Genomic DNA, 12,943 nt, shown 5'->3' on the forward strand with positions numbered 1-12,943 from the left:
TTCATTCAGCGGATGCATTTCCCGTTGATATAAAGGAACAAAGGCTAAGAACGCAATGTCTTATTGCTGCGCCTTTGTGTCAGCTGGCCGGAACTGGCTGAATAAGCCAATTCCGCTCGATCAATTTATGATATTATGGTTTGAAAATGTACAGTTATTGCAGAATAGGGTGTTTGAAATGAAATTATCAGAATTGATTTCTGTTTTACCATTTTATGATGTGTCAACCTCGTTGGATGATATAGAAATCAGCAGTGTTCAGGCTGACTCCCGAAACGTTGATAGCGGATGCCTGTTTATCTGTATTGAAGGCTTTACGGTTGACGGCCATGATTTTATTGAGCAGGCAGTTAACCATGGTGCACAGGCTATATTGGCAGAAAAAGATGTGAAAGCTTCCGTTCCGGTCATTCGTGTTGCGGATACGACGAAAGCAATGGCAATTGTTGCTTCCAAGTTTTACGAGTATCCGACACGACAATTGCCGCTTATTGGTGTGACCGGTACAAATGGCAAAACGACAATTACGTATTTGCTGGAATCGATTTTCAATCAGTTTAAAAAGAAGACGGGTGTTATCGGAACCATTCAAATGAAGATAGGACACGATAGTTATCCGGTACATAATACAACGCCTGATGCTTTGTATTTACAAAAGACATTTCAGCAGATGAAAAGCAAAAAAGTGAATACAGCCATTATGGAAGTGTCGTCCCATGCACTGGATATGGGACGTGTTCACGGATGTGATTTTGATATCGCAGTTTTTACGAATTTATCACAGGATCATCTGGACTATCATCAGGACATGAAAGATTATCTGCATGCAAAAAGTCTTTTGTTTGCGCAGTTGGGGAATACCTATAGTGAAGAGCGGAAAAAATTTGCAGTGATCAATGAAGACGATCCGCACTTTTCCGTACTGCAAAAAAGTACGGCACAGCATGTTGTGACATACGGGTATCAGCATGATGCACAGGTTAAGGCAGAAGACATTCACCTGGAAGTGACGAAAACGAGATTCACAATGCATACACCCGTCGGATCCACCCGGATTAGAAGCAATCTCATTGGCAAATTCAATGTATATAATATGCTGGCTGCAAGTGCGGCTGCGATATGTGCCAATGTACCGCTTGCAGTCATTAAGGACGCACTGGAAAATGTGCAAGGTGTAGACGGGCGGTTTCAGCCTGTTGACGGTAATCAGGATTTTGCAGCTGTTGTTGACTATGCCCATACTCCGGATTCATTGGAAAATGTGTTGCAAACAATAAAAGGGTTTGCTGCGCATAATGTCTATGTTGTAGTTGGCTGCGGTGGTGACCGTGACAAAACAAAACGTCCGCTGATGGCTTCAATTGCGCTGGAATATGCAGATCAGGCAATTTTCACTTCTGATAACCCCCGTACAGAGGATCCGAAAGCGATTCTGACTGATATGACGGATGGACTTCATGCTGATCATTTTACAGTTATCGAAAACCGCCGGGATGCCATATTTCATGCAGTCAATATAGCCGAGACAGGTGATATCGTATTAATTGCCGGAAAAGGGCATGAAACATATCAGGAAATCGGCCATACCCGGTACCACTTTGATGATCGTGAAGTGGCAGAAGAAGCCATTCAAGCTAAGGAGTACTGATTGGATGAAGTTATTTACTACACAATGGCTTACAGCTGTTTTTCCTGATTATAAGGGAGCAGCACATAAGTCAATTGAGGTTGCTGAAGTGTCGACGGACAGCCGCAAAAAAACAAATCATTCTTTATTTATACCGTTAGTCGGTGAAAACTTTGACGGTCATCATTATATGAAAGAAGCTTTTAATCAGGGGGCTGTTGCTGCACTTTGGCAAAATAAAAAGGAACTGCCTGCTTTTTTGCCTGCTGATTTTCCGGTGTTTTTTGTTGAGGACACATTATCAGCACTGCAGGATCTGGCAATAGCATATCGTGAAAAGGTGAATCCGGCTGTCATTGGCGTAACCGGATCAAATGGCAAGACGACAACTAAAGACTTGATTGCCTCTATCGTTGGTTCATCTCTTAAAACGCATCATACAATAGGTAATTTAAATAATCAGATCGGTGTTCCAATTACGATTTTATCAATGCCCCCGGATACAGAGGCATTGGTTGTGGAAATGGGCATGAACCACTTTGGTGAAATTGAAACGTTGTCCAATATAGCAAAACCTGACTATGCCGTGATTACGAATATCGGTGAATCCCATATTGAATATTTGGGTTCAAGAGAAGGAATTGCCAAAGCAAAGCTGGAGATTACCAAGGGAATGAATAAGGATGGACACTTATTGATTGACGGTGACGAAGCACTGTTAAGGCAAGTTCATCAGCGTCGTCATGTCATCACATGCGGATTTGATCCCGGCAACGATGTCTATATCAAAAACGTAAATCTTTTTACGAATCGTACCCAATTTGAATTATCGGACGGTGAGGTATATACGATTCCATTGCTCGGAAGCCATCATGCATTGAATGCAGCATTTGCGGTAATCATTGCAAAATTGCTCGATGTCGCGAAGGATAAGGTGAAACAGGGACTCGCTGCATTGAAACAAACATCGATGCGGTTTGAGTTATTAAGCGGGAAAAATGGTTCTTCCATCATCAATGATGCATATAATGCTTCACCTACATCCATGAAGGCAAGTATTAACGTCGTGAAACAGTTGGAAGGTTTCAGGCAAAAAGTGCTTGTATTAGGTGATATATTTGAGCTGGGTGAACAATCGAAGTCTCTTCACCAATCGGTTGCAGATAGCATCGATGATTCAGCAGATGCCGTATTTTCGCTGGGTGATGATGCAGGGGATATCACATCGATTGTGGAAAAACGATATCAAACAATCGATTGCAGGCATTTTGCATCTAAAGAAGAATTATCCGCTGCCCTTGAGGAATATGTATCAAAGGATACGTTAATCTTATTCAAAGCTTCCCGGGGTATGCAGTTTGAGTCACTCGTTAAACAAGTTATTGATCCATCATAATAGGTATGGACGGTTGCTGCAAGAGGAGGAGAAACAGTGAATATATATGTTTTAATGATGACAATCGCAATAGCATTTCTGATTACCGTCCTTCTATCACCGATTTTTATACCATTTTTACGACGTCTGAAGTTTGGGCAAAGCATCCGGGAAGAAGGGCCGCAATCACATATTAAGAAAACCGGGACGCCGACAATGGGCGGTATCATGATCGTTATCAGCGTCACGATTACGACAATTATCATGGTAAGCAAATATAATCTGGGCTCCATCGGTTATGAAATGTGGCTGCTCATTTTTGTTCTGGTCGGATACGGTTTTTTGGGATTTTTGGATGATTTTATTAAGGTTGCGATGAAGCGGAATCTCGGCCTGACGTCCAAACAAAAAATGCTGGGACAATTGGTGATTGCACTTGTCTTTTATTTTATTTTAGAGTACAACGATTATGCAACTTATATTCAAATTCCTGGTACATCGATCCAATGGGAGCTTGGCTGGGGATACGCGCTGCTGATTGTTTTTATGCTTGTCGGTGCATCCAATGCGGTGAATCTGACAGACGGATTGGATGGACTGCTTGCCGGCACTGCAGCCATAGCATTTGGCGCATTTGGCATTTTGGCCTGGTATGGGTTCCCGCAAAATGAGGTCACGATTTTTTCGTTGGCAGTAGTTGGCGCCCTGTTAGGCTTTTTAGTTTTTAACGCACACCCTGCCAAAGTATTTATGGGAGATACTGGCTCACTGGCATTGGGTGGAAGTATTGCTGCTATCGCTATTTTAACAAAATTGGAAATCATTCTGGTCATTATTGGCGGTGTTTTTGTTATTGAAACACTTTCAGTTATCATTCAGGTGATTTCGTTTAAGACAACAGGTAAAAGAGTATTCAAAATGAGCCCGTTGCATCATCATTATGAGTTGCTTGGGTGGTCAGAATGGCGTGTTGTGACCACTTTCTGGCTTATAGGTCTGATATTTGCAGCGCTCGGTGTTTATATTGAGGTGTGGATAGCTTGAACGAACTGACAAACTTCCCTTATGACCATGTACTCGTGTTAGGATTGGCCAAAAGCGGTACTGCTGCCGCCAGGCTTTTACTGCAAAACGGAAAAAACGTTCGTGTGAATGATAAACAAGCGAATGATGCAGATGTAATTGTTAATGATTTGAAAGCACGGGGAGCAGAAATAATAACTGGTTCTCATCCATTATCTGTATTGGACGGGATGGAAATCATCATTAAAAATCCGGGTATTCCTTATGATAACCCGCTGCTGCAGGAAGCCTGCAGACGGGATATCCCTATTATTACCGAAATAGAACTTGCGGGAAATCTTTCGGAAACAGCGATGATCGGTATTACCGGATCTAATGGAAAAACAACAACAACAACGTTAACAACTGAAATGCTGAAGAAAAGCAGTCAGCCAGCAAAAATCGCAGGGAATATTGGTTATGTTGCAACAGAGGTTGCCCAATCATTGAAAAAAGATGAAAGAATGGTGTTGGAGTTATCCTCATTTCAATTGATGGGTGTCAAAACGTTTAAACCCAAAATTGCTGTTCTCTTAAATATATTTCAGGCGCATCTTGACTATCATAAGACATTTGAGAATTATAAAAATGCTAAATGCAATATATTTGCTAACCAGGGAGCTGGCGACTATCTGGTTTATAATGCAGACGATCCGATCGTTGCGGAAGCTGTTGTTTCTGCAAAATCAGTCAAAATCCCATTCTCATTAAAAAAGCGGCTCGAACATGGGGCGTGGACAGATGATACGAGCATCTATTTTAAGAACGAAAAACTGATGGATAAACAAGATGTCGTGCTGGCAGGGGACCATAATTTGGAGAACATCCTTGCTGCCATATGTGCAGCCAAGCTGAGCGGTGCGACCAATGAAGCGATCTATCATGTGCTGACCACTTTTACAGGTGTGAGGCACCGGCTTCAATTTGTGCAGAACATTAAAGATCGTTTATTTTACAATGATTCAAAAGCTACGAATATGCTTGCGACTCAGAAAGCATTGTCTTCTTTTAAACAGCCTGTTATCCTGCTTGCCGGCGGTCTTGACCGTGGGAATGAATTTGATGATTTAAAACCATTTTTGGAAAATGTAAAGGGAATTGTTCTGATTGGTGAAACGAAGAATAAATTGAGGCGTGTTGCTCTTGAAGCAGAAATCCCTTTTATAAAAATGGCTGATCATATGAAAGATGCCGTTAAGCAAGCATACAATCTGTCCGAAAGCCATGATGTGATTTTATTGTCCCCTGCCTGTGCAAGCTGGGATCAGTATCAAACTTTTGAAGAAAGAGGTGACATGTTTATACAAGCCGTGCATACATTATTGTAGGGGCTTGTTTAAGCAGAGCCGGAAGTCAGACGTCGGAGGCTAGATATGCTAATAGCCCCTGTTCCAATCAATCTGGAAACGGGGTGTTTTTTTGTTTCGAAGGATGTTTAAAACCAGGTATGCACCTGACTATACGCTGTTGGCGATCATTTTGTCTTTGCTTTTGATCGGTGCCGTTATGGTTTACAGTTCTTCCTATGTGTGGGCTGAATATAAATATGCGGATCAATTTTTTTACCTTAAACGCCAATTACTCTTTTGCGGTATCGGTATTGTGGGGATGTTGTCTTTTATGGCAATTCCGTACAGCACGTGGAAAAAATACAGTAACATCATTTTACTTGCCTGTTTCCTGTTATTGCTCGCTGTGCTCATTCCGGGTATTGGTATGGAGCGCGGTGGGGCCCAGAGCTGGATTGGTGTCGGTGCATTCAGTATCCAGCCCTCTGAATTTATGAAACTAGGATTAATCATTTTTCTGGCCGTTTACTTGTCTGTTCGGCAAAAGTATATCACATCGTTTAAAAAGGGATTTTTCCCATCGCTTATTCTGGTTTTCACTGCATTCGGGCTTATTATGCTGCAGCCGGATCTCGGGACAGGTGTTGTGCTTGTAGGCACATGTATGGTTATGATTTATATTGCAGGTGCCAGACTGCTGCATTTTTTTGGACTAGCTGCCATTGGTGTTATCGGTTTTCTTTTGCTAATATTATCGGCGCCTTATCGAATAAGCCGAATTACTGCATTTATCAATCCGTGGGAGGATCCGTTGGGAGATGGATTTCAAATTATTCAGTCATTATATGCGATTGGTCCCGGGGGATTAATGGGACTTGGTTTAGGAGAAAGTATTCAAAAATATTTTTACTTGCCTGAGCCCCAAAACGATTTTATATTTTCCATAATCGGGGAGGAACTGGGATTTTTAGGCGGTACCTTTGTGATTGGTTTGTTTGCATTGCTGTTTTGGCGCGGTATTAAAGCTGCCTTGGAGGCTCCGGATGCTTATGGAAGGTTTTTGGCGCTTGGCATTGTATCTATGCTGACCATTCAGGTTATGATTAACATCAGCGTTGTTATCGGATTGATTCCGGTAACAGGTATTACCTTGCCATTCTTAAGCTATGGCGGTTCATCGTTAACACTGACGCTTTGCTCCGTGGGAATTTTATTAAATATCAGCAGGTATTCAAAGCTATAAGATTGACATATCAAATTTTTATTGAATCTGGCGTAAGTTTACTACGTGTTCAATTGTAATATATGATATAATTTAATCAGTAGAGATAGAACGGCATTGTATGATGCCGTTTTACTATTTCACTAACAATGATCAGAAAAGGGAAGAAATAGAAATGGGGAAAAAAAATGTAGTTTCAATTGAAGATCGGATCCCTACGCTGAAACAGGAGCGTAGAAAGAAGGCAAACCGCCGGCTTATATTTTATCTTTCTATTTTTTTCTTTTTAATTTCCATCATTGTTTATCTTCAGTCACCGTTAAGTCATGTACGAACGATAGAGATTTCCGGGAATTCGTTTGTTGAGGATGAAGAAGTGATTGAGGAAAGCAGTATTGAAAAGGGTATGAATATATGGACCGTCAATGAGTCAGGTACAGGAAACGCCATCAGCAAAAATCCGGTCATTCAGCAGGCCGAGGTAAAACGGAAGCTGCCCTGGACAGTCCAAATCAGTATAACCGAATTCGATCACGTCGGCTATGTCCATGATGATGAACATCACTACCCAGTTTTGGGAAATGGCAAGGTTCTTGATGAACTGGAGCAAACAAACGTCAACGGTAATGGACCTTTACTGCTCGGATTTTCTGATGAAGATTTTTTACAACAAATGGCAGGAGAGCTGGCAAATCTTTCAGAAAGCATTTTGCAACTGATATCAGAAATACATTGGCAGCCAAGTGATGATAATCAGTATAAAATTATACTTTATATGAATGATGGTTATATGGTTGATAGTACCATCAGAAATTTTGCTGATAATATGAGTGTTTATCCTTCAATCGTTTCACAACTGGAATCGGGAAGTAAGGGGATTATACATATTGGTGCTGGTGCCTATTTTGAGGAGTTTAACCAGGCAGCAGAAGAGGTTTCTGATGAGACCGAAAACGGGGATGGTAATGACCATTGAGGCAAATTTCCTGAATAAAAATTATGAAAATAAGAGGATTTTGCTGTTTTTTTGTAGAATTAACCAATATATATTTTCTTTTTATGTATATTCCTTTAAAATAATAGATTATAGGCTTATATAATCGAATAGAAAATTCATCTGATTAAATAAAAGGCAATATATCAGATGCTTCTGAATCAGGAGGTGCCTTTCTTTGAACAACAGTGAAATACTAGTGAGTCTTGATATAGGTACATCAAACATTAAAGTGATTATTGGGGAAGTTTTAAATGATTCCCTGAATATTATTGGGGTTGGCACAGCTCAATCGAATGGCATGAAAAAAGGTGCAATTGTTGATATTGATCAAACCGTACAGTCCATACGAAATGCTGTTGAACAGGCAGAGCGAATGGTCGGTATGCAAATTGACAGTGTTGTAGTAGGTGTGAACGGGAATCATATACAACTGCAGCCATGTCACGGTGTTGTTGCCGTTCAAAGTGAAAATCGTGAAATTGGCAATGAAGATATCCAGCGGGTGATTGATGGTGCACAAGTCATCTCCATACCACCGGAACGTGAAATTATTGATGTCATTCCGAAACAGTTTATCGTTGATGGTTTGGACGAAATAACTGATCCACGAGGAATGATTGGTGTCAGGCTGGAGATGGAAGGGACCATCATAACATGTTCCAAAACCATTTTACATAACCTGCTCAAATGCGTAGAACGTGCAAACCTGCATATTTCAGATATTTGTTTGCAGCCTCTTGCAAGTGGTACAGTTGCTCTATCAAAAGATGAGAAGAATCTTGGTGTTACACTAATCGATGTTGGTGGAGGCTCCACGACTGTTTCCATCTTTGAAAACGACCATTTAGTCGGTACAAGTGTTATTCCTTTAGGCGGAGATAACATCACCAAGGATTTATCAATTGGACTGAGAACTTCTACGGAAGAGGCAGAGGATATCATGTTGAACTATGGACATGCATTTTTCAATGATGCCCAGGAGGATGAAACATTTAACGTATCAATCATAGGCAGTAATCATAAAGAAACGTATAATCAACTGCAAACTTCTGACATGATAGAAGCTAGATTAGAAGAAATCTATGCTTATGCAGAACGGGAAATCAGGCGAATGGGCTATCAGCAATTACCTGGAGGTTATGTTCTGACCGGCGGTATTATGAAAATGCCGGGTGTGATGGAACTCGCGCAAGATTTATTCCAGTCTAATGTGCGGATTGCTATTCCTGACTACATAGGTGTAAGAGAACCACAATTTACTGCTGGAATTGGTATCTTGCAATTTGCTTATCGTAATGCGAAAATACAAGGAAAAGAGCTTTTACCTTCTGTCGTCGTAAATCAGGATGAACCGAAACCAAAACGTACCAAAAACGCAGGAAATTCGGATGCCCCAGCTAAAACAAAGAAAAAGGAATCAGGGATCGCCAATTTGTTTAAATATTTCTTTGATTAAACAGAAAGAAAATTGCTGGAGGTTTGCGTCAGAGTGTTTTCGGGTATGTCCGACCATCATCAGAAGATCAACATTTAAAGCGTTGTAATTCAGCATATTAGGAGGAACAGATGTATGTTAGAGTTTGAAACGAATATGGATCAACTGGCAACGATAAAAGTAATTGGTGTAGGCGGTGGTGGCAGCAATGCAGTCAACCGCATGATTGAACATGGTGTTGAAGGTGTTGAATTTATTGCTGTCAACACGGATGCACAAGCCTTGAATCTGGCAAAAGCAGAAACGAAACTGCAAATCGGCGGTAAATTGACACGTGGTTTAGGTGCCGGTGCGAATCCGGAAGTAGGCAGAAAAGCTGCTGAAGAGAATAAAGAACAATTGGAAGAGGCATTGCAGGGTGCCGATATGATATTTGTGACAGCTGGAATGGGAGGGGGAACTGGTACAGGTGCCGCACCGGTTATTGCTCAAATTGCCAAAGAAATCGGTGCTCTGACAGTAGGTGTTGTGACCCGTCCATTCACATTTGAAGGCAAAAGAAGATCAACACAGGCCGTTTCGGGAATTGATTCACTGAAAACAAATGTGGATACGTTGATTGTTATTCCGAATGATCGTCTCCTGGAGATTGTTGATAAAAATACGCCAATGTTAGAAGCATTCCGTGAAGCGGACAATGTACTGCGTCAAGGTGTACAAGGTATTTCCGACTTAATTGCCAAGCCCGGATTAATCAATGTGGACTTTGCCGATGTGAAAACAATTATGTTTGATAAAGGTTCCGCTTTAATGGGAATTGGGATTGCAACTGGTGAAAACCGTGCAACGGAAGCCGCTAAAAAAGCCATTTCCTCACCACTCCTGGAAACGTCGATCGATGGAGCACATGGTATCCTGATGAATATTACGGGCGGTACCAATCTGAGCCTCTATGAAGTTCAGGAAGCGGCGGATCTCGTAACTTCAGCCGCTGATAATGAAGTTAATGTTATCTTTGGTTCGGTTATTAACGAAAACCTGAAGGATGAAATTATTGTAACGGTGATTGCAACCGGTTTTGATGAAAGTCAAAAAGAGGACAATCAGCCCCGTCAGCGACCGGTTATTAATCATAATCAGCATGCAGCGTCAAAGTCAACAGATGAGACACCGCGTGAGCAGACCCAAAATCAGCAAAACCGTCCTAATACACAGGAAGACGAATTAGATATTCCAACCTTTTTACGGAATCGAAACCGTAATCGGTAAAGTGAAACTTCATTCAGCGGGTGTACTACCCCGCTGAATGTTAGTTGAATAGAATCGGACATTTACGGGCAGCAGATCTTCACTTTGCCATTTCCAGTATCAGACCAAATATTGAAGTGGGATCTTGCTGCCCGTTATATGCGGGATAAAGTGAAACTTCATTCAGCGGGTGTACTACCCCGCTGAATGTTAGTTGAACAGAATCGGACATTTACGGGCAGCAGATCTTCACTTTGCCATTTCCAGTATCAGACCAAATATTGAAGTGGGATCTTGCTGCCCGTTACATGCGGGATAAAGTGAAACTTCATTCAGCGGGTGTACTACCCCGCTGAATGTTAGTTGAACAGAATCGGACATTTACGGGCAGCAGATCTTCACTTTGCCATTTCCAGTATCAGACCAAATATTGAAGTGGGATCTTGCTGCCCGTTACATGCGGGATAAAGTGAAACTTCATTCAGCGGGTGTACTACCCCGCTGAATGTTAGTTGAACAGAATCGGACATTTACGGGCAGCAGATCTTCACATTCTTTAGAGGGTATATCTATAACAGTTGAAGTAAGGAGCTTACTGCCTGTAAGGCGGAATCATAGTGAATAACGTATAGGAAGGCAATCAGATTTAATCTGGTTGCCTTTTTTAGGTAAGAGAATATACCTTTTAGCATAAAAATGTTAATTTGAAATCGGCTGATCCATCGATTTTCTCCATTCTGACCTCTGGAAAAAACCGAGTTACATCCGGATTTTTCTTATACGACAAGTTATTCGATAAGTAGTTAAAATTAGTCCCATTAAGCCTACATGAAGTGACAGACTTTGCTGTCCAATACTACTATACTTTCTTATAGCGGGCGTTTAAAAAGCAGCATATAATCAAGCGTATATTTACCGTACTCTTGAAGGATCCGCTGTAAAGGGATTATGACAGGAAAGGAAGAACAATGTGTGACCATTTATCTTGATGCTGTCTGGCTATTAAACTTTTTTCTGGATTTGATGTTACTCATGCTGACACAGGCACTGGCAAAAGACAGCACAAGAAAACGCAGAATCATGTTTGGAGCGTTCATCGCTTCATTATTGGTGCCACTGTCCATTTATTATCCTGATTCATTTTTTACGAGTCTGATAGGCAAGCTGATGTATTCGATACTGATCATTTTATGCAGTTTTCGAATTTATTCAATCTATCAGATGATCAAATTGCTGCTCTTATTTTACTTTACAACATTTGCTATAGGGGGTGGATTGATCGCAATACACTTTCTATTCCAAAATCCGGTTGGTCTGTCTGCAAATGGGGTGCTTACATTTAATAGCGGCTATGGTGATCCAATCAGCTGGCTGTTCGTCGTTATTGGCTTCCCGTTGATCTGGTATTTTACTAAATTGCGTATGGACAAGCATGCAGTGGAAAAAATCCGATATGACCAGTTATGTTCCGTCACTATTCACATTCAACAGATCAGTAAATCAACAATGGGATATATTGATAGCGGCAACCAGCTGACAGATCCATTAACTAAAAAACCGGTGATGATTTGTGATGAGTATTTTTTAAAACAATGGTTTACGGAGCATGAATGGGAAATGCTGAAGGCTGCTCATGACAGCCTGGACTTTGATAAGCTGCCAAATGATTGGGAAAAGCGACTTCAAATCGTCCCGTTTCAAGGTGTTGAAGGTAATCGTACATTCATGATGGCGATCAAACCGGATAATGTGACGGTTATTTATAACGGCGAGCATATCGTGACACGTAAAGTGCTGATCGGTATTCAATTTGCAGAACTGGCCAAAGACAGATCCTATCATTGTTTGTTACATCCCAAAATTATAAAAATGGCTGCACCAGCTTCAGCTTAAACGATGCCATACCGACAATGGTGGCTTATACTGCCATTGGCTGCAAAAAAAGCGAAAAAGGAGCGACTTAATTTGAAACTTATAAGACTTCGGATGCGTTTATGGTGGTATAAAATACTATTTAAACTGGGTCTCAAGACGGATGAGATATATTACATAGGTGGCAGTGAAGCCCTTCCGCCGCCATTATCCAAAGAAGAAGAGAAACGCTTGCTGGAATTACTTCCTGAAGGGGACAAATCCGCCAGGGCGATGCTGATTGAGCGAAATCTGCGTTTAGTCGTTTACATTGCACGAAAATTTGAAAACACCGGTATTAATATTGAAGATCTGATCAGTATTGGTACGATCGGGCTGATTAAAGCTGTCAATACATTTAACCCTGAAAAGAAAATTAAGCTTGCAACTTACGCTTCAAGATGTATCGAAAATGAAATATTAATGTACTTAAGAAGGAATAATAAACTAAAATCCGAAATTTCCTTTGATGAACCGCTGAATATTGATTGGGACGGCAATGAATTGCTGCTGTCAGATGTTCTCGGCACAGACGAGGATGTGATCACAAGGGATATTGAAACCAATGTGGATAAACATTTACTGAAAAATGCACTATCACAGCTGAATGCACGCGAAAAACAAATTATGGAACTTCGCTTTGGTCTGGTTGGCAAGGAAGAAAAGACTCAAAAGGATGTCGCCGATATGTTAGGTATTTCACAATCATATATATCCCGCTTGGAGAAAAAAATTATACGGCGTCTGCAAAAAGAATTTAATAAAATGGTTTGACTT

At 41.0% G+C, this 12,943-nt stretch carries 10 protein-coding genes; all 10 read left to right on the forward strand.

Annotated features, from left to right (window positions below; translation table 11 throughout):
• The first annotated feature begins 178 nt into the window (after nucleotides 1-178).
• The 10 genes from BM195_RS11735 (at nucleotide 179) to sigE (ending at nucleotide 12,940) form a co-directional block, all read left to right on the forward strand.
• Nucleotides 179-1,648: a UDP-N-acetylmuramoyl-L-alanyl-D-glutamate--2,6-diaminopimelate ligase gene (locus BM195_RS11735; RefSeq protein ID WP_090238293.1), complete on the forward strand. Its 1,470-nt coding sequence runs from the start codon at nucleotides 179-181 to the stop codon at nucleotides 1,646-1,648.
• A gap of 4 nt (nucleotides 1,649-1,652) precedes the next feature.
• Entirely contained in the window at nucleotides 1,653-3,023 is a 1,371-nt protein-coding gene (locus BM195_RS11740) for a UDP-N-acetylmuramoyl-tripeptide--D-alanyl-D-alanine ligase (protein WP_090238296.1), read from the forward strand.
• A 54-nt stretch (nucleotides 3,024-3,077) separates the two neighbouring features.
• Nucleotides 3,078-4,046: a phospho-N-acetylmuramoyl-pentapeptide-transferase gene (gene mraY / locus BM195_RS11745; RefSeq protein WP_139224001.1), complete on the forward strand. Its 969-nt coding sequence runs from the start codon at nucleotides 3,078-3,080 to the stop codon at nucleotides 4,044-4,046.
• Nucleotides 4,043-5,392 (forward strand): UDP-N-acetylmuramoyl-L-alanine--D-glutamate ligase, encoded by a 1,350-nt coding sequence (gene murD / locus BM195_RS11750; RefSeq protein WP_090238300.1) that lies wholly within the window; start codon nucleotides 4,043-4,045, stop codon nucleotides 5,390-5,392. Before mraY ends, murD begins: the two co-directional genes overlap by 4 nt.
• Before the next feature lie 103 nt (nucleotides 5,393-5,495).
• Nucleotides 5,496-6,596 (forward strand): stage V sporulation protein E, encoded by a 1,101-nt coding sequence (spoVE, locus tag BM195_RS11755; protein ID WP_090238613.1) that lies wholly within the window; start codon nucleotides 5,496-5,498, stop codon nucleotides 6,594-6,596.
• 154 nt (nucleotides 6,597-6,750) lie between these two features.
• Nucleotides 6,751-7,551 (forward strand): cell division protein FtsQ/DivIB, encoded by an 801-nt coding sequence (locus tag BM195_RS11760; RefSeq protein WP_090238303.1) that lies wholly within the window; start codon nucleotides 6,751-6,753, stop codon nucleotides 7,549-7,551.
• Between the two features lie 196 nt (nucleotides 7,552-7,747).
• Nucleotides 7,748-9,028 (forward strand): cell division protein FtsA, encoded by a 1,281-nt coding sequence (ftsA, locus tag BM195_RS11765; protein ID WP_090238305.1) that lies wholly within the window; start codon nucleotides 7,748-7,750, stop codon nucleotides 9,026-9,028.
• A gap of 114 nt (nucleotides 9,029-9,142) precedes the next feature.
• Nucleotides 9,143-10,276, forward strand: coding sequence for a cell division protein FtsZ (ftsZ, locus tag BM195_RS11770; RefSeq protein ID WP_090238308.1), 1,134 nt, complete (start codon nucleotides 9,143-9,145; stop codon nucleotides 10,274-10,276).
• Nucleotides 10,277-11,227: 951 nt separating this feature from the next.
• A complete protein-coding gene (spoIIGA, locus tag BM195_RS11775; RefSeq protein WP_090238311.1) occupies nucleotides 11,228-12,148 on the forward strand; it encodes a sigma-E processing peptidase SpoIIGA in 921 nt (306 codons plus the stop codon).
• 72 nt (nucleotides 12,149-12,220) lie between these two features.
• Nucleotides 12,221-12,940: an RNA polymerase sporulation sigma factor SigE gene (gene sigE / locus BM195_RS11780; RefSeq protein WP_090238616.1), complete on the forward strand. Its 720-nt coding sequence runs from the start codon at nucleotides 12,221-12,223 to the stop codon at nucleotides 12,938-12,940.
• Nucleotides 12,941-12,943: the final 3 nt, after the last annotated feature.

It is taken from the genome of Lentibacillus halodurans (assembly GCF_900112045.1).
Classification (GTDB): Bacteria; Bacillota; Bacilli; order Bacillales; family Amphibacillaceae; genus Lentibacillus; species Lentibacillus halodurans.